Below are 18,474 nucleotides of genomic sequence, written 5' to 3' on the forward strand. Positions count from 1 at the left end.
CCCTGCTTCATAGCGCAGTTTCACTGTGGAATTTTCTTGGGCGGCGAACGCTATAGAATTCCGCGTGCGTGACACATGGTGAGCCTGATGCCTCGACTGAAGACAACTGATGAAATGGATGCCGGGATCGGCGCGGGTGTCCGGGCGCGACGCTTGGCTTTGGGCTGGAGCCAGGCCGAACTCGCGCGGCGCGTGGGGGTCACCTACCAACAGATCCAGAAGTATGAGGCCGGCTCGAACCGTGTATCGGCTGCTGTGTTGACAAAGGTGGCCGCAGCCCTGGGGTGCGAACTGGCAGCGCTCGTTCCTTGGGAAGTGTCCGCTTCGGAGAGATCGGATCTTCAAGCCTTGTATGCGGTCGCGAGCGCGTTACCGACAGAAAAGCTCAGTCTGTTGCTCGAGGTCGCGCTCACCTTCCAGCAAGCCCTGTCCGCTGATGGCCGAAAGGAGCGCGTAAAGGGCAGAAGAGCCGCGACGCCTCTGGACGGGGCGACGGGATAGCTTGTCGGTTCCTGCCATGAATGAAGTTGCAGAGAAGGTCGCGCGCCTGACACCTCAGGAAAGGCGATGCTTGGAAGGCGTGGCGGATCACCTCCAGGCCTCGCAGATCGCCCAGCGCATGGGGTTGGCGACCGCAACTGTGGAATCGCATCTGGCGCAGGTGCGAAAGAAACTGGGCGTCACGAGCAGCAGGGGGGGGGTCCAACTGATCCGCCAGGCAGGCTTCCTGCATACTCACTATGGGGATGGTTTTTCCCGGATCGAAATCGGGAGCCATGACGTGGCATCGGTTGGGTCGAGAGGAGCCGCTGATGCACAAGACGATCCCGCAAGAGACATTGCCGCTGTGGAGTTGGGAGGACCTTCATTTCCTCCTGGAGGAGGCCTGCGAACGGGCTCCGCATCAAGCCGCAGTCATGCATATGGCGCACGCTACGCGGACCACGGCGCAGAAGCTTCCTCCCCTGGAACTTCTGAGAGAGATCCTGGCCCTGGGCGCGCTGGCGCACAGCAGGGTTTCTTCTCAATCCCTCTCGTCCCACCCCGCGGCTTCGCGCTTCGGGTCGGTCTGATCCTCATCACCGCACTTTTGCTGGTGGTGATGCTGGCCGTACTCGCGTCGGTCCACGCGCTCCTCCAGTAGCCAAGAAACAGGAGCAATACCCATGTCTCGCACCGCATTCGGCCAGGAGCTCGCCCGTCGCCTTTATTCCACTGAGCACGCCCTTGATCAGGCGTTGTCGGAAGCCGCCCAACTCGTTGCAAGCATGACGACGGGCAGGGTGGACAACCGGATTTCAGCTGTCGTGGGCCAGGATGCCCTTGAGAACATCCTGGCGGCGATGAGCACGGTCGGCGCCGCACGGGCCGCGGTCGTCGCGGCGCACCATCAGATGAAGGCGGACGCCGACAGGATGCGTATAGACTGGCGTCTGGCTGGCCCCGAGGCCAAGCCTGAAGACGATCGTCCGATCAGGACGATAGCGCGCCTGAGCGCTGTCGCCTGAGGTCTCTGAGCTGACCGCTTCCCACACCATACTGGGCTATTGGGGGCTGGCTTTCGCCAGCCTCCTTTGGTGCATGGTTAAGGGTCGGAGGCCAGAACGTCTGGCGGCTGCGACGGTGATGGCCGCCTTCGCGGCGACCCATTTTGCCACGCCGTTCGAGATTGAAGGCTGGCGTGCAGGCGTGGCGGCGGTGGATGCGTCCGCCTTCGTTCTACTGCTTCTTCTGAGCAACCGTTTTGACCGGTGGTGGCTGATAGGCGCGGCGGCCGTCCAGCTTGTGACGGTCATGACCCACGTCGTCGGACTCGTCGAGCCGGATCTTTTTCTGCGTACCAATGTCCTGATCCGATGGATCATGGGGCTGGCGCTTCTCTGCCTGATGATGGTCGGGCCGTTCGAGTCAAAGTGGTTGTTCGCGTCGGACGCCCGTTCCTGAGGCGCCGCTGTTACGGCGTTTTTGGCGTGCGCGGATCAGCACCCTAGGCGGCGTATCCCGCAACAAAGGGGTCGTACTGGCCTGTCAAACGGGCGGCGATGTCCTCTGCCGGATATCCGTGCTGGATTAGGTAGGACACGACCCGCTCATAGAACATCTTCAATCCTTCGCAGAATATGGAGGGATTGTTGAACCGGTTGGCGGAGGACCATCTGTTCTCAAGGTCTCCGCCTCCGCAGATCGCGAGCCAGCGGCAACCGGTGCATTGGTCTGGCGGCGTCTGCAGGGCGGTATAGAGCTCTTCAAAACACGGATCGCGCAGGTAGGTCTCCAGCGAGGTGGATGCGAGATTTGCGACCGGGGCGGCCTGCTGCCAGGCGGCCGCGGGGATGTAGCTGTCGTCGACCTTTAGGTCCCCGTTGGAGTGGACGACGAGTACATGATTGGGCAGAATCTGAACCCTGTCGGCCGCCAGGCGCTCCATTGCGGCTTTGCCAGCCTCCGATACGTAGGCCTTCTGGAAGCGGCGCAGCAGGTTGGCGATTTCTCGGACCGAAAGATCACCTCTCGCGACCCAGGCATCGAAGATCGAGCACAGGATGTTTCCGTAATCCTGTGCGGTTTGATTGCCTGGAATGCCGTCGTCGTGACTGCAATCTGGAAGAAGATAGCCCTGGGTCGTGATGCCGAGGACGTCGACGAAGTAGTCCATTGCTTCACGATAGTTCTGGGAGGCGTCAAGCACAGTGAGGCTTCCAACGCGGCGGTTGAAGAAATCCAGATCGCCGCTGCGCAGTTGTGCGAGGCCGCGCTCGATGGTCGCGGTAGAGCCTTTGCCATTGTGGAATGGCCGATTGGGGTCATTCACCTCGGGTGGGCCGTCAACGCTGACGCCGATGGCGATCCGGTGGCGTAGAAGGACCTCGTTCCATTCTGGAGAGAAACGGGTTCCATTGGTTTGGATGGCCAGGTTCACCCGGCAGGTCGGGGTAGCAATCGCCTTGAATTGTTCGCACATCTGATCGAAATCGCCGATGCGCTGGAGCATGGGCTCCCCGCCATGGAACACGATATCGACTTCATTGACGTCGAGCGCGGCGACGCCAGCGCGAAGGAACTGGTCCAGTTGCTCGGCGACGCCGAGGGACGCCCGGGCAGGTCGCTCCCTGTAGCTCTGATCCCCGCCGAAAAAGTAATAGCAATACGAGCATGCGAGATTGCAGCGTTCCACGACCTTGAAGATCACCTGCAGGCGACGGACTTTCAGTTTTTGAGTGGACCAGGTCAATTTTCACTTCCGGAAGCAGGATGAAGGCGCCGCCACCGGTGGCGGCGCCTTGGTTGATTATTCCGCCGTCTGGACTTCTTGCTCTTTCTCAGCTTCGTGCTTCTGCGCGTAGCTCGAGAACATGCCTTGGGCGAAGCTGCCCGGACCGCTCTGCGCATAGCTCGAACCGAAGCCCATGGCGTGCTCGCCGGCGCCCGACACGAAATCGATCTCTTCGGCCGTCAGCAGACGCATGACCACGCCGTTGGGCGATTCCGAAGCGGCGGCGCCGTATTGATTTTCCAGTTCAGCGGCCAGGGATTTGCTCATTTGAGTTCTCCATACTCGGCGCATTATTGCGCAATTAGGAGATTGATGGGCTGAACTCTGTTCGTCTTACAGATCATGCGGATTGTTTTATTAAATCCTGCGGCTCACGTCGCGCGGAAGGCGCGGTGTCCTTCGCCAAGTTCTGTTCGCGCTCTACGAGCTCGCCGCGCCGCATTTCCAGTACGCGATCGGCGCGCGCTATGAGGGCGGGGCGATGAGCTACAGCGATACGTGTCATCGGAAGCCTGGAAACGAGTTCGACGATCCGGCTTTCCGTGGCTTCATCAAGATTGGCGGTTCCTTCATCGAGGAACAGGATGGAGGGGTTCCTGTAGAGGGCGCGGGCGAGGAGGACGCGCTGCTTTTGTCCGCCGGACAGAGAGGATCCCATGTCGCCGACCAGGGTAAGGTACTGCATCGGCATCGCTGCGATATCGTCGTGAATGCAGGCCGAAGCCGCAGCGATCTTGACCCGCGCCATATCCAGGTCCGGATCATAGAATGAAATGTTGTCGGCCAAGGTGCCTGACAACAGCCGGTCGTCCTGGGACACGAAACCGGCTTGCTCGCGCCAGCGACGCCAGATGTTGGGTGTGGCCAGACGATCCGATAGCACCACCTTTCCGGACGTCGGCTGAAGCAGGCCTGTCATGATTTTCATCAGCGTGGTCTTGCCGCCGCCCGACACTCCGGTGATCACGACAAATTCGCCTTCACGTACGGTGAGGCTGGTCGGGCTGATGATCTGTCGGCCGCCCTCGTCATAGGCGAACGCCACCTGGTCCAGGACGATGTCGCCTTTGGCGACGAAATCGTCGCCGCCCGATCGGTCGTCTTCGGCGCCAGCATGGGAAATATCCGAGAGCCGTTCGAGATGTAACTTCACCAGACGGAATGAGATGAAAGTCCCGATGAGAGCATTGGCGCGGTCGGTGAAGATCTGGCGATAGGCCAGAAAGGCCGTGAGCATGCCGATGGTGAAGCCTTCTCCAGTCAGCGCCATTCTTGCGCCGAAATAAAGGACGGCGACAAGCTGGAGCGCGCCGGTCAGGGACTGCGTGAACTGCAGGGCGACGTTGAAGCGGCCGAGCATGATGCTGCTGTTGGTGGCTCTTGCGAACAGGTTCCGCCATCCTCCCTCGCGCTCGGCTTCCCGGCCCATCAGGCGGATGATCGAGGCTGCGCGGACGGTCTCCATGAGATAGGTCTGCTCGCGCGCGACTTCGGCCAGCCGCGCCTCGGATGCACGGCGCATGGGGCCATAAAGGGCGGCGGCAAAGCATGCGGTCAGAACCGTTGCGCCCATGACGATCCATGCGAGCAGTGGCGCGTAGAAAAGCATGATGACGATGGCGACGACGCTCATAAAGCCGTCGATGCCGCTCGATAGCAATCCGCGGGCTAGGGTTTCCTGGACCGAGGCTGCGGAGGACAGGCGGGACATGATGTCGCCGACATGTCGTTTGTCGAAGAAAGAAGGCGGAAGCCGGAGCAGGTGGCGAACGACGTTGCCCAGTACTTGATAACTCATCGAGTTTATCAGCACTGACAGGGTCCAGCCCCGCATGGCCTCGACGACGGCCGTCGTCAGGGCGATGGCAGCAAAAGCTATAGCAATCAGCGCCAGCAGGGGGGCGTCGCTCTGGGCAAGGGCTCCGTCGATCACAAGTTGCAACTGGAACGGCGCGACGAAGACCAGCAGCTGCAGGATCGCCGAGAGCACGAGGAGTTGAAGGCCAGCGCCCGGCAATCCGCTCAACTTTGACCAGAGGTCCGATACCCGGACAGGGCGCCTGTCCGATATGGGCTTGAAGTCCGCTGCCGGTCGCAGTTCGAGGGCGACGCCGGTGAAACTGCGGGACAACTCGTCCCATGCGACGCGACGCCGTCCGATCGCGGGGTCGAGGATAATTACATGGTCTTTGCCCACGTCTTCCAGAACAACGAAGTGCGCCATGTTCCAGTGGATGACGGCAGGCAGGTGGACCTTGTCGAGCCCTTGCAGTTCGACCCGCAGGGCCCGGGACGAGAAGTTCAGTCTGTCAGCATAGTCGATCAACTGGCGCAGCGTCGCGCCTGTGATCGAGACGCTGAACCTCTGCCTCAGGCTATTGAGGTCGATATCATGCCCGTAGTGCCTGGCGACCATAGCTAGACAGGCCAGTCCGCATTCGGCGGCCTCGCTTGCAAGCACAGGCTGAACTTTCCGGCGCCTGCGAAAACGTGTCTCAAGGATGTCCAGCATCAGGCGCGTCTTCCCGCGTCGCGAATAGGGTCGGTCAACCACTGGATTAGGGTGCGCTTGCCGGTAACCACCGAAGCCCGTAGCGTCATGCCGGGCTGGACATTGGATCTTTGCCCGTAGGCCAAAATCTCCCGGGAACTCAGGCTTGCGCGCACCCTGTAGACGGGCTCGACTCCCTGTCCGGGAACTGGGGCTGAGGTGACCGTCGTGGGGGCTCCGGCAATGCTGGTGATGAAGCCCTCGCCGGAGCCGAAACGCTGATAGGGGAAGGCGTCGTACTGGAGGCGCACGGGCTGACCGGTCCGCATCATTCCGATCGACCTGACGGGTACCTGGAGCTCCGCCTCAAGACGGGCGTCCCGGGGCACCACGATCGCCAGGATCCGATCACTTGTGACCGGGTCGCCGGGGGAGGCCGAAAGCGCGGCGACACGGCCGTCCATGGGACTGGTCAGGACCCAGCGGTTCCTCGCGCCAATCTCGGCGCGTTGCTGCTGATATTGCGTATCGGCGCCGTCGAGTTCAGCCTGTCGCCGGAGTTCCGATTGTCGTCCGGCCTCGATGAGGCTGCGGGTCTGTTCGATTTCGCCGCCGAGGGTCAGTACATCGCTTTCCGCGTCGTCGAGGTCGGCCTGGGCCTGGATCACCGCCGTGGCTCGCTGGGCTCGCTCTCTTTCGGGTGCGAAGCCGTTGCCGGCGAGTTGCTCGATCCGGGCGAGGTCGCGTCCGGCAAGGGCGAGAGATTGCCGCCGTCCCTCCACTCTGCGGCGGGCACCCACGAGGCGGGCCTGCTGGGCGGCAAGCAGGGCGGTAAGTCTCGCGCGATCCGCTTCAAGAGTCTGGCGCTCCGCTTCGCTGCGACGCTGCACCGCCGCTTGCTCGCGTTCGAGGGAGGCGTTCGCTAAGGCCGACAATTCAGCGACCTGCATCGACGACGTCAGGATGGTGTCCGAAGCGACGATCTCGATCAGGGCTTCACCCCGGGCCACCACCTGCCCCTCCTCTACGAGCAGGCGTTCCACGCGTCCGCTCGCAGGTGACGCCAGGCGAGCCAGACCGGAGGAGGGGGTTATGACGCCAGGTACAAGTTCCCTGCGGGCGTAGGGGACGATGCAAGCCCCGGTGACAGCCGCCACGACAAGGGCCAGAAGGGTCGCCGTAAGGGTGCGGGTGCTGAGCGGAACGGCGAGGTTGACCTCTCCTTCGATCCGACGCTCGAGGGCGTGAGCCGCCTCCTGCCGGAAGAGCGTCATTGGGGCGCAACGCCGGAGTCCAGAACCTGGAAGCTGGCTTTCGGAGCCTCGAAGCGGGCGCATTTCAGGGCGATCCGGGCGTCGTTGGCGACAACCTCGATCTGGTCTTGCTGTTCGCAGGCGTTGCGGGCCGCCTCATAGGCCTGCAGCGAGGCGGAACGGACGTCAAAGCCGGCGACGGAGGCAATTCGCGCCTGACTCGGTAAGGTCGGACAGCGGGTATCGACATCGAGCGTCACACCGGATGGGTCATCGAAGTAGCCGTAGGAGCGTGACGTGCAGTTGGCGGCGAGCAGGGGCTGGAGGAGGGCCTTGCGATAGTCTTCGGCAGCGCCTTCATAAGTCACACGGGCCCCGGCGGCGTTCATGGCTTCGGCTAGCGCCTCCACCTTCCCGCCGAAGACGAACAGGCGCCATGTCGGGGCGTTCCAGCCCGAGGCCTCAAATACTGCTTCCATGGCTGGCCAGTCGTAGCCTTTCCCTGTCGTCGAAGCCGAGCGTCCGATAAGGGCGCGCCAGAACTCATAGTGGTCTGCACCATGACGGCGGAGGTCCAGATCCAGAAGCCAACTGGCGATTGCGCCGCAATCATAGTCTTCGACGCGGCCGCGCCCGATTTTCTCAAGGCCGCCATCGCCGACGGCCTCAAGGCAGCGGTTCAACCTCGCGCCGAGCAGCCAGTTGAACTCGACGGGGGAAAAGTCCTTCTCCTCCAGACTCATCAGACCGCCAACGTACTCAGCCGCGCCCTCATAGACCCAGACGGGCAGATTTGCGGACGCGGCCGTTTCGGACATGTTCCAGCGATGGAACAGTTCGTGGCGAAGGAGGGGGCGGACCTGGGTCCGGAGAACGTCCTCGTTCAACGCTGCCTCAAAGGCCGGACGAACTTCAAACAGGACTGTGCCGGATCGATCGACATGGGCGACGATGCCTGAGGGAGCGTTTGGCGTCACGGTTACGCCGATGAAACGGCTCACGGCAGAGGGCGAGCCAAGGCGACGTTCAAGGGATTGCAATGTGGAGGCAGATGCTGACCCGATCGCCTGCGCGATCGGCGAGTTTTTCGCCGAAAGCGTATCAGTCAGCGGCTCGTCAGTGCGGGGTATGACGACGTAGGAGCCATTGCGGCAAGCGGTGCGGGTGACGCCCCGGTCGGTGCGGATGTCGATCACGCTGGCGCCGAGGCATTCGGGGAGAACGGCCGGTGCATAGACGAACCAGGCCTGGTCGCCGACGTCGGCGACGATCGGGTACATCGCCTTTCGCGCCTCGAAGGGGACGTCGATCGTGAAGGCCTCCGGGTCGCCGTCGCGCAACAAGGCGATTTCCGTGCCATCGGTAATCTGTCGGGCGCTCCCATCCCGTTGGTCCGGAGCGTCAATTTCGTAGCGCAGGCGGACGCCGGAGCCGGACTGTGTCAGTTGAACGAGCGGCGTTTGGGCAGCGCAGGCCGAAAATGCGAGGGTGGTGATGGCCAGACCGGTGGAAACAAAAATCTTACGCACCTAGGGAGACCTTTTCGGACGGGGGCGATGAGGTTTGAGGCGAGGGCGGCTTCTGAAGTCGCCCGGGTGTCGTGCTCCAGCGCGCCTTAAAAGCGGCAGTGAAATGCGCCTGACTTGAGAACCCGGTTGCGAAGGCGATTTCGACGAGCGATGCGTGCTGTTGCTCGACCAGACTGCGAGCGACGTCCAAGCGTCGCCCGAGAACATAGGCAGCGGGCGTGGTGCCGTAATGGTCCGCGAAAAGGCGGGATAGCTGGCCTTGTGACAGACGGGTGGCGCGGCACAGGTCCTCGATTTTGAGAGATCCCGCCAGATGAGTGTCAATATGGGCGGTCAGTTGCTCTAGCGTCCGGCGATCGCGAGACGCGGATGCGCTGTCCGACCCTGCAGACGAGGCTTCCGCAGCCATGGCGATCAGCAAGCTTCCTCGCAACCGCAACTCCCGACGAGCCATCAGGTCAAGGTCTTCGTCGCGAGCGCGGCTGAGAAACCTGTCCAGTTCATCTCTCAGGGGCAGGGAACTCACGGCGCCCGACGTCAGTCGGGCGTTGATTCGGTCCGCCGGATCGTATGCTTCGGTCGCAAGCGGCAGGGTGCAGAGGACAATGTAGCGGTCGACCGGAATCGGCCGCGGAGCCTGTTCTTTTCTGAGATCGATGACCACGCCGCGCGGGTCGCGGCTGTGGGGCGCCAGGGCGATGACGAAATGAGTCGGAATCTGACGCCAGTCAAACGACCTGGATTCATCTAGTTCGACCAGCGCCAAAGCCACTTGCGCCCTCCCGAAGCACAACCAGTGCGAACAATTGCACAATCGTAAATGGCTCTGTCAAGCGATGTTACGCGAAAAGGGTCCGGCATCCGGATTGAAACGAAACCTCTTGAAATTCGAGCCGTATTGACAGTGGGCCTCCCTCGCGCGCCGGATCCAATCCGGCGCACGGTTCAGGGATGACGCCGGCTATCCCTGAATCGGGAGGGACCCGTTTCGATCCGCGACTCTGACGGGACGGGATGCGCCTCGACGGTGTCCGCCTTCACCTCAACGCTCCGGATCTGTGAATGCCTATGCTCTCTCGGTCCAGGACAAGGGGGATGGGTCGGAGGTCTTCAACTCCTTCGTCCAGAGGCGGCGCGTAGTCGACTAGACCGTGTTCCTTCGGCATTGCAGACGCAGTCGTTGGTGGATCGACCTCGGTCCACACTGGGTAGGCCTCGATGTCCTCGTCGCCGTAGGCGTTCACCTCGTGGGAGGCGTTCACGAGGATAGGCGGGCGAAAAACCTCCTATCGCGAAACATGGCGTCGCTTGGGCGTTCACACCCTTGCCCCATCCACTCTGGAACCCGGCGGCGCATGCTACGCGGGTTCGACCTTCGCCTCTTAACGTCGAAGCGCTGCTCTCTGGCTAGGCAGTTGCAACGGCCTGGCTTAGGCTTCGACCACTGGTTGTGGGAAATTGGCGAGGGAACGGATGTCGTGGCTGCCGCTAGCTGTCGCCGCCGCTATAGGGCCTGGCCTCCTCGCGGATGAATCTGTGATGATGGGCGACCGACCGTCCCAGTCTGCTGTTCAAACTCTCGACGAGCCCGTTCAGGTTGAGGACGTCGAGGTGTTCGGCCGTCGGGGCGCGGCCCTGACGCCCCCTGAAGTCGAACTCGACGGATCGGATATCGATGCCCTCGGCGCCTGGAGCATCGAAGAAGTGCTTCAGCGCATGGAAGAGACCCTGGGCCTTGGCGAAGGGGCCATGGTCCTGATCAATGGTCAGCCAACGCCCAATCTCTCAGCCTATACAGGTTTTCCGTCCGACGCTCTGGAGCGGACCGAGGTCCTGCCGCCGGAGGCGGCCGGGGTTTATGGCGCGGCGTCAGGCCAACGGGTGGTCAATCTGGTCCTGCAGTCCCACTTCTCAAGTTATGATGGCCGCCTCGCCGGATCGCGACCGACCCAGGGCGGGGCGTCTTCGGCGTCTGGCGATCTGCGCCGTTCCGCCATAGAGGGGCGAAACACGCATCAGGCCGGGTTTCGCCTGTCACGAGATACGGCGCTGCGTGCGGGGGAACGCGACCATTATCTCGCGACCGAAGGGCCGGGCGGAGCGTCCGTAACCCTGCGGCCAGCGTCGGATATGGCCATGATCAACCTCAACCTGACCCGTGGATTTGGGGACTGGTCCGGCGTTTTTACTGTGAGCGGCCAGACCCAGGACAGCCGTTCCGTCGTCCGCTCTGGAGGCGGCGGCGTCGAGACTGAACGGAGCTCCGACGCACTCGCGGCGACAGCGGGCTTCAGCGGAAGATCAAACGGGTGGTTCTTGCAGGGCAACCTCAGCGGGCGTGTGGCTCGCAGCGGCGAGAACGGCCTTCAAGGTCTGGCGAACCGCACCCGGACCTTCGGCCTGGCTGGATCCGCCCAAAGACCGTTCTTCGATCTGCCGACAGGCGCAGTGACGGCCAACCTGAGCGCCAACCTCATGATGAGCCGTTCGGAGGGGGATCGCGACGGACTTAGAATCGACGATCGGTTTCAATCGGCAGACGCGCGAGGGACGCTGGCGGTACCCCTGTCCAAGGCTGGCGTCGAATCGCTCCAGGGGCGGTTGATCGGTGACCTTGCGGCGACCTTTGGCGCGGGGGCGAGGCTGGACGGCGGAGAGGAGTTGAACGCCGGACTGACATGGACCCCGCGGCGAAGCTTGCGCCTGAATGGCGAGTGGGCGATTTCCCACGAGGGCGTGCCGGACGCGCTGAGAACCGAGCCGGAGTATTTCGGCCCGCCGATCGTGGTCTTCGACTTTCGGGCTGGCGAAGCAGTCGAGATTCTGCCCTTGCGGGGCGGCAATCCCGACCTGCAGCCGCCAGAGTCGGAGAGGTTGTCTGTGATGACGTCGCTCGGGCCCTTCACAACATGGGCTCTATCCGGAAATCTGGCCTACCAGCGTGCGCAGTCAACAAACGGCATAGGCGTCCTTCCTGGGCTCACGGAAGATGTGGAGGCGGCCTTTCCCGATCATATCCGCCGCGATTCAGACGGGCGACTTGTCAGCATCGACTATCGGCCGATGAATCTCGGTTCGACGTTGATCGAGAGCCTGAATACGGGCTTCAACTTCAATCTTCCACGTGCGGCGAATGTACCCAGGGACGAAGCGACGGTGTTGCGGATCGCCGTCAACCACAGCTTCCATCTCTCCAACCGGGTCCGCCTTCGCGCCGGTTTGCCTGAATTGGATCGCTTGAAGGGAGATGGCGGAGGTCTGTCGCGCCAGAGCGGGCGATTGACGATCGACGCGCGACGCGGGCGCTGGGGCGCCAATGTTTCTGCTCAACGGCAGGAAGGCTACCGAACCCGGCGGTTCGCCGGCCAGGATGACACTGAGGATCTTGTCATCGCTCCCTTCAGCACGCTCGATCTGAGGTTCAGCTTCCAGATGAACGCCAGCGGATCCAGGACCGGAGCAGTGGATGGATCGAGACGGCGAAAGAGCGGCGGGCTTCAGCTCAATCTCGATGTCGAGAACCTCTTCGACGCCCGTCGTGAAGCCCGTTTAGGCGACGGGGCAGCGGCCCCCGGTTACGGTCGCGATGTCCAGGATCCTTTGGGGCGTACGGTCCGGCTGACGTTGCAACGTCGCTTCTGAACCAGTGGGCCGGGTTGACGGACCGCACAAGCTGGGCTGAGAGTGCATCCTCGGCGAACGATGATCCGGGGAGGGGTCATGGTGAAGCGACCCCTGCAACCAGTGATCCGGGACGATCTGGACGCGGCCATACGATCCAGCGCCGACGGGCTGCGGGCCATTACGCGACGCGTTGACGGCGACGCCGCCGACCTGGCCCAGGACGCCTGTCTGAAGCTTGTGGAAACGGCAGGCCGGGAACCTGTGAAGGCCCCGGCCCATCTCTTGTACCGTCTGGCACGGAACCTGGTGATCGACCGACTTCGACATCGGGCGCTTACATCTCGTCTGATGAGGCCCGAAGAAAGCTACGACCAGCATCCCTGCGCGGCGCCCGATCCTGAGCGCGTCCTTCTAGCGAACGAGCGCCTTCGAAGAGCTCTGAAGGTGATCGACGCCATGCCGGATCGACGAAGGGAAGCCTTTCTGATGCACAGAATAGATGGCCTGAGCTACGTGGAAATCGCGCGCGCCATGGGGGTGGGGATCAAGGCGGTCGAAAAGCACCTTTCCAGCGCGATGCTGGAACTCACGCAGAAAATGCAGGCGGACGAATTCGACAGGTAGGGAATAGCGCTGTTCGTTCGTCTATGTTGGTATCCACCGGTCTCCCACGCCGTCAGCGCTTCGGCCCATGATTTCAGACGATGACATTCAGCAGGAGGCGGCCCGATGGTTCGCCGCCCAACGGCGAGGGCCTATGTCGCTGGACGAGCGGCAGGCTTTCGACGACTGGCGGTCGGATCCGATTCATCAGGCTGCATTGAACCGCATGCACGAGGTCTGGGGGGAACTGGCGGCGGTAGGCGAACTGGTCCCACGGACGAAGCGGCGGGGCGCCCGACGCCGCTCAGCCATCGCCGCGGTCCTAGTCCTTGGCCTGGCGGGAGGGGTGGCCGCGGGCGCCTTGTGGAAGTTTGACCAGCCGTCGACCCAGACTGGGATTGGCGAGCAGCGTAGTCAAGAATTGCCCGACGGCAGCATCGTCGCCCTGAACGTCGTGACCCGGGCCCGCTATGACATCGATTCCCGCAAGCGTGTGGTTCATCTCAACGAGGGGGAGGCGACATTCGTGGTCCACAAGGATCCGGAGCGTCCCTTCCTCGTCAAGGCTGGCGGCTATGAGGTGAGGGCGGTCGGGACTGCATTCAACGTTCGCAGCCGCGGCCGAAGTCTGGAGGTCGCTGTCAAGGAAGGCGTCGTCGAGGTTCGGCGGCTGACAGGCGAGGGCAAGCCTGTGCGTCTCCGCGCGGGGCAGCGTCTTCAGGTGGGCGACACCGTCGCCACGGCGCAGGGATCGCTGAAGATTTCCACCATCTCCACGAGCGCTGTTGATGAGTGGCGACAGCGTGTCCTGACCTACGAGGACGCGCCCGTCGATCAGGTGATCCAGGACGTCAACCGCTTCTACGAGCGACCTATCGCCGTTGATCCCAGGCTGGGACGTCGTCGTGTGACGCTCAGGCTGGTGATCGATGACCGTGCCGATACGGTCAAGCGGCTGGCGTCCCTGCTGAACGCCGACCTTCGCGACGGTGGACGCGAGGATCGACTCAAGCCTGTCGCCTGAATTATCGGGACGTTCGAAAAAAAATGTCGGCGAGAGGTAGGGTTTTCGCTGGCTGGATCGTCAATCCCTCCAAAACAATGATCTCTTGGGAGGGAGAGGCCTATGGCGTCACGGTCTTCGCATGTCCGTTTTTCGCGTTTGCGTATGTTGGCGGGAGTTGGTTGCGCGGCCTTGCTGATTGCGACGATCCCGCTCGGCGCTTCGGCGCAGTCAGCGGTGGCGTCGTTCAACATCCGGTCCGCTCCCCTGTCGCAAAGCCTGCTGGAGTTCGGACGCCAGGCGGGGATTTCCATCGCTGCAGACCAGAGCCTCACCGCCGGACTGCGCGGCCGGGCTGTCTCCGGGGATCTGCCGGTCGGCCAGGCCTTGAACCAGCTCTTGGCGGGCACAGGCCTCAGCGCTGAATTCGCCGGCCCTAGCGCTGTGCGCCTGGTCAGGGCGGGGCAGGGGGATTCCGGGGGAAACGACCTTCTGCCGGTCGGCCAGGATCCGAGCGGCCAGGAAGCGACGACCGTCGAGGACATCGTCGTCACCGCCCAGAAGCGTGAGCAGTCGATCCAGGACGTGCCGATCGCTGTCTCAGCCTTTTCGGCCGAGAACCTGGATGCGATGAAGATCGAGGGCGGGTCAGAACTGTTCCGGGCTATCCCGAACGTGACCTTCTCAAAGGGCAACTTCAGCATGTACAACTTCTCGATCCGCGGGATCGGGACCAAGGCTGTATCGGCGTCGTCCGATCCGGCGGTGGCGGTCAGCTTCAATAACACCCCCCTGATCCGTAATCGTCTTTTCGAGCAGGAATACCTGGACGTAAACCGGGTCGAGGTGCTGCGCGGACCTCAGGGAACCCTCTATGGCCGGAACGCCACGGCGGGGGTCGTCAACATGTTTCCCAATCTGCCGGGACCGGATTTCGACGCCATGCTGAAGGCGGAAGCCGGCAACTACGGCTCGACCCGCGGCCAGATGATGATCAACATTCCGCTGACTGAAACCTTCTGGGTTCGGGGGGCGGCCAGCCTGACCAAGCGCGACGGCTTTGACTACAACAGCTTCAACGACACCGACGTCAACGGCCGCGATCTCTACTCCGTCCGCCTGTCGGCGGCCTGGGAGCCGAGCGACAGGTTCCGCTCTAATCTTGTATGGGAGCATTTTGGCGAAGACGACAATCGTTCTCGCACGGGCAAGCAATTGTGTACGACTGATCCGGGCCCCGCACAGGTCGGCAACCACACATTGACCAGTTCATTCCTGCGGGGAGTTCTGAGCCAGGGCTGTCTGCCCGGCAGTCTGTTCGAAGATGCTGCCTATGGCACGCCCAACGGCGTCAGCATGGGTCAGATCTGGGCGGCGGGGAACGTCACCTACGGCTACCGGGGCGTCGGCATAAACCGAGTCTCCGTGCCCGGAATCGCTCGGGGAACCAATCCCTATGCCGGCGTGACCCAGTCGACCGACCTTCGTGAAATCTCCACCAGCTATGATCCGAAATTCCGGGCCAAGAATGACGTCTATCAGTTAAATCTGGAATTCGATCTGTCGCCGTCATTGACGTTCGTGTCGCAGACGACCTATGCGAATGATGATTTCTGGTCGACCCAGGATTACATGAGGTATGTGTCGAACGAGATATTCACTCGAAGCGACTATACTGACTACACGAATATCTATGGTCAAATTGCGCCGATCCATGAATCGCTCTTCAATGCGGCGCCTGGCGGCGTATACACCGATCCTCAGCTCGGTCCGTCCAGCAGGATGCTGGCGGTTGATCTGAGCAAGTCGAAGAATGAGCAGTTCTTTCAGGAGTTTCGACTGCAGTCGAAATTTGATGGAAGGTTCAATTTCAATATTGGTGCAAATTACCTGAAGTTCGACACGAAGGACGATTACTACGTATTCAACAACGTTTTCACTCTGATAGCCGAATATTGGTACAACAGGATACCCATTCCTGGCGGGCCTCCTTTGAACGAAGGGATGTCCATTCCCTGCGTCGATGGAAGCCAGAATGAATGCGTTTACGTCGATCGTTCCTCAATCGAGGATATCGTCGGCGACGGCCACAACTATTTCCGAAGCAAGAATGAGGTGACGACCGAGTCCTACGGAATTTTCGGCGAGGCCTATGTGGATCTTTCCGACTCCTTCCGGCTGACTGCCGGTCTCCGCTACACAGACGACAGCAAGACCACGACCCCCTATCCCACCCAACTGCTGCTGGGTACGAAGGATAGTCTGGGTTACGGCCACCTGACTGGCGGGTCCATCGCCAGGGGCTTCGAGGCCCTTCCAGACATCGAACAGAATTGGGGCGAGATGACAGGGCGGCTGGTCCTGGACTGGAAGCCGTCCGATAATCTGATGGCCTACGCCTCCTTTGCTCGGGGATACAAGGGTGGGGGATCCAATCCGCCTCGGGCCGGCATTGATCCTCTCGTGGTTCAGTATCTGCCACAATCAACTACTTTTGAGCCCGAGTTCCTTAACGCCTTCGAGATCGGTGTGAAGAGTTCTTTGTTGGATCGTCGCTTGCGATTGAACGCCACCGCCTTCTACTATGATTACACGGACTATCAGGTCTCGCAGATCGTCGATCGCATCTCGTTGAACGAGAATTTCGACGCTGAGAGCATGGGGCTTGAGCTGGAGGTCGCCTATCAGGTGACGCCGCGGTTCAGGATCGACGGCAACTTCGGCTATCTGAAAACGCGGATCGGAGACGGCGAAGGCTCTATCGACGTCATGAACCGGACGCAGGGGAACAAGGACTGGATGGTCCTTCGTCCCTGGGTGCAGGTGCCGTCCAACTGTGTCGCGCCCACGGCAATCGTCGAGAAGATCGTCAGCAGCTTCTATGGCGACGCCTTGAACCAGCTTGCATTGCAGGTCTTGTGCGGGGGCTCCAAGAACTATGGGTCCTTCGATCCGGGCTTTGTCGGCGGCACGCCGTTCTGGGCCCTCTACGGCGTCACCTACAACCCGTTGACGGATGCGCCCAACAGTGGTCGTGGCTTCATGGCGGACCTCGGTGGGAACGAGTTGCCAAACTCGCCGCGATGGACGGCCAGCATCGGGGCTGAGTATGTTTGGAATATTGGAAGTTCAACTGTCACTATGAGGGGGGACTACTATAGGCAGGCTGAGAGTTATTTCAGGGTTTACAACACTGACTATGACCGTCTCGAATCCTGGGGAAACTTGAACCTGTCTGTTTCCGTTGAGGATGCTGTTCGTGGTGTCACTGTGAGCGCCTATGTGAAAAACGTCTTCGACGACGATCCCATAGTCGATGCGTTTACAAACAGCGACGACACGATGTTAACGACGAATGTATTCACGCTTGATCCAAGAGTCTTTGGCATTTCAGTTAGTAAGGTTTTCTAAAATAATAGTTGACTCTATGACATCAAAATCTATGGTTGTATTCACTAGAAAGTTGATTTTCTAGTTTTCATAGACGAAAAGGGGTATGGATTATGAATAAGATGCTTGTTGTAGCTTCGTCCATCGCTGCCATGTCTTTGTTTGGTGTCGCCTCGGCCAGCGCGGCAGACTTCGCGACGGCGCCGGGCACTTATCGCGCCCAAGGCAATCTTGGGTTGTATCAATCGATTCCGGGCGTTTCATGCTTCGTCAGCATGGACATCGTGGTCACCGCAGCTGGCGTCGCCACGGCTAACAACGTCACCTTCAGCCCCGGTCATCCGCTGTGCGGTTCCGTCATCCGGCCGTTGACCACGACCTGGCCCATCCACAAGGTTTCCAAGGGCGTGGATGAGGGGGGCATTTCCATGGATGTCTCCGTACAGGCGGGTGCCGGTACCTGTACCGGCAACCTTGCTCCGCTCAGGCTCTACTGGGGCACCAAGGGGCCGAACCGCATCGAGACGGACCCGGTCGCCTTCGTGGCGGGCACGCCCTCGCCTTGCCAGGTCACGGGCACCCTCGATGTCACCCCGACCGGCGGAACGGCCGGCGAGTTCCGTATGCAGTAGGGACGGACCTCTTTCAGGCGTATCCTCATACGCCGCTCTTCCGGCCGGGCGTTCGTCGCCCGGCCACCTGATCTCCTCTCACGTGTTTCCTGCAAGGACTGGGCAGGGCGCTAGTCGTCCAGCCCCTTTTTGCATTCCTCAGCCTGACCTAGCGGTTCCGGCGGCTGCCGAGCCGTAAGTCGCGGTCCTTACCCAAGCTGGTTCAGGAGTTGAAATGATGAGATTATTCGCAGTCGTGCTAGGCGCTATCTTGGTGTTCGCGGCGTCAGGGCCGGCGGCGGCGCAGACCTTGTCCGGAACGGCGTCAGGGTCTGGCGCGGTCGAAATCGATCCACTGTCAGGAGGGCTTCCAGGGGTGACCTGCCTCATCTCGGCAAGTGGATCTGTCTATCCGGGCGTTGCGCCCATCAATCAGGCCGACGTGGATCCCGGACATCCGTTGTGCGGAACCATTGAACCCTGGGGGGCGTGGATGATCATGCCCATACCGTCGAACTACAGCGATGTTGAGTTCTATCTCGGTTTTGACGCGCCGGGCCTCGGAACCCGTTGCTACGGGCTGGCGACGGCCGCCCTGAGCGGTGGAGTCTTGACGTTTTCGAACGTTAGCCTCCCGGCTGTCTTGGGCGTGAATTCTTGCTACCTGGATGGGAGCATCAATCTTGGTCTGAGCCT

15 protein-coding genes and 1 pseudogene are annotated in these 18,474 nt (G+C 61.5%); 10 read left to right on the forward strand and 6 right to left on the reverse strand.

All coding sequences use genetic code 11. The annotated features are described in order from the left end of the window. Positions 1 to 87: 87 nt before the first annotated feature. The 5 genes and pseudogenes from CQ039_RS00990 to CQ039_RS01005 all read left to right on the forward strand — a co-directional run bounded on the left by CQ039_RS00990 (position 88) and on the right by CQ039_RS01005 (position 1,944). Positions 88 to 501, forward strand: coding sequence for a helix-turn-helix domain-containing protein (locus CQ039_RS00990; RefSeq protein WP_158255961.1), 414 nt, complete (start codon positions 88 to 90; stop codon positions 499 to 501). Between the two features lie 16 nt (positions 502 to 517). Next, positions 518 to 679: pseudogene (locus tag CQ039_RS16930) on the forward strand (helix-turn-helix transcriptional regulator); the annotation flags it as partial. A 133-nt stretch (positions 680 to 812) separates the two neighbouring features. Continuing rightward, on the forward strand, positions 813 to 1,073 hold the full coding sequence (locus CQ039_RS16740; protein WP_233190094.1) for a hypothetical protein: 261 nt from the start codon (positions 813 to 815) through the stop codon (positions 1,071 to 1,073). A gap of 93 nt (positions 1,074 to 1,166) precedes the next feature. After that, entirely contained in the window at positions 1,167 to 1,508 is a 342-nt protein-coding gene (locus CQ039_RS01000) for a hypothetical protein (protein ID WP_105562028.1), read from the forward strand. Positions 1,509 to 1,626: 118 nt separating this feature from the next. Next, the gene (locus tag CQ039_RS01005; protein ID WP_105562029.1) at positions 1,627 to 1,944 is read left to right on the forward strand and encodes a hypothetical protein; all 318 of its coding nucleotides are present in this window, start codon (positions 1,627 to 1,629) and stop codon (positions 1,942 to 1,944) included. Positions 1,945 to 1,987: 43 nt separating this feature from the next. On the opposite strand, the gene CQ039_RS01010 is transcribed toward CQ039_RS01005, so the two are convergent. From CQ039_RS01010 to CQ039_RS01035, 6 genes are all read right to left on the reverse strand, one after another. Continuing rightward, positions 1,988 to 3,232: a radical SAM protein gene (locus CQ039_RS01010; RefSeq protein ID WP_105562030.1), complete on the reverse strand. Its 1,245-nt coding sequence runs from the start codon at positions 3,230 to 3,232 to the stop codon at positions 1,988 to 1,990. A gap of 57 nt (positions 3,233 to 3,289) precedes the next feature. Beyond that, positions 3,290 to 3,541, reverse strand: coding sequence for a hypothetical protein (locus CQ039_RS01015; protein WP_105562031.1), 252 nt, complete (start codon positions 3,539 to 3,541; stop codon positions 3,290 to 3,292). A 73-nt stretch (positions 3,542 to 3,614) separates the two neighbouring features. Then, the gene (locus CQ039_RS01020) at positions 3,615 to 5,786 is read right to left on the reverse strand and encodes a peptidase domain-containing ABC transporter (RefSeq protein WP_105562032.1); all 2,172 of its coding nucleotides are present in this window, start codon (positions 5,784 to 5,786) and stop codon (positions 3,615 to 3,617) included. Then, complete coding sequence (locus CQ039_RS01025; protein ID WP_105562033.1) at positions 5,786 to 7,102, reverse strand: HlyD family secretion protein; 1,317 nt, start codon at positions 7,100 to 7,102, stop codon at positions 5,786 to 5,788. Before CQ039_RS01025 ends, CQ039_RS01020 begins: the two co-directional genes overlap by 1 nt. After that, positions 7,036 to 8,547, reverse strand: coding sequence for a hypothetical protein (locus CQ039_RS01030; protein ID WP_105562034.1), 1,512 nt, complete (start codon positions 8,545 to 8,547; stop codon positions 7,036 to 7,038). Before CQ039_RS01030 ends, CQ039_RS01025 begins: the two co-directional genes overlap by 67 nt. After that, complete coding sequence (locus CQ039_RS01035) at positions 8,540 to 9,319, reverse strand: helix-turn-helix domain-containing protein (RefSeq protein ID WP_105562035.1); 780 nt, start codon at positions 9,317 to 9,319, stop codon at positions 8,540 to 8,542. Before CQ039_RS01035 ends, CQ039_RS01030 begins: the two co-directional genes overlap by 8 nt. 767 nt (positions 9,320 to 10,086) lie before the next feature. Here CQ039_RS01035 and CQ039_RS01045 point away from each other — a divergent pair. The 5 genes from CQ039_RS01045 to CQ039_RS01065 all read left to right on the forward strand — a co-directional run bounded on the left by CQ039_RS01045 (position 10,087) and on the right by CQ039_RS01065 (position 17,799). Next, entirely contained in the window at positions 10,087 to 12,189 is a 2,103-nt protein-coding gene (locus tag CQ039_RS01045; RefSeq protein ID WP_233190095.1) for a TonB-dependent receptor, read from the forward strand. Positions 12,190 to 12,267: 78 nt separating this feature from the next. Beyond that, positions 12,268 to 12,795 carry an RNA polymerase sigma factor gene (locus CQ039_RS01050; protein WP_158255963.1) on the forward strand — a complete coding sequence of 176 codons (528 nt, stop codon included), beginning with the start codon at positions 12,268 to 12,270 and terminating at the stop codon, positions 12,793 to 12,795. A gap of 67 nt (positions 12,796 to 12,862) precedes the next feature. Then, a complete protein-coding gene (locus tag CQ039_RS01055) occupies positions 12,863 to 13,798 on the forward strand; it encodes a FecR domain-containing protein (RefSeq protein ID WP_105562039.1) in 936 nt (311 codons plus the stop codon). A gap of 171 nt (positions 13,799 to 13,969) precedes the next feature. Next, positions 13,970 to 17,188 carry a TonB-dependent receptor domain-containing protein gene (locus CQ039_RS01060; protein ID WP_233190097.1) on the forward strand — a complete coding sequence of 1,073 codons (3,219 nt, stop codon included), beginning with the start codon at positions 13,970 to 13,972 and terminating at the stop codon, positions 17,186 to 17,188. Between the two features lie 92 nt (positions 17,189 to 17,280). Continuing rightward, on the forward strand, positions 17,281 to 17,799 hold the full coding sequence (locus tag CQ039_RS01065) for a hypothetical protein (protein ID WP_105562041.1): 519 nt from the start codon (positions 17,281 to 17,283) through the stop codon (positions 17,797 to 17,799). Positions 17,800 to 18,474 lie beyond the last annotated feature (675 nt).

The organism is Brevundimonas sp. MYb52 (assembly GCF_002979535.1).
Taxonomy (GTDB): domain Bacteria; phylum Pseudomonadota; class Alphaproteobacteria; order Caulobacterales; family Caulobacteraceae; genus Brevundimonas.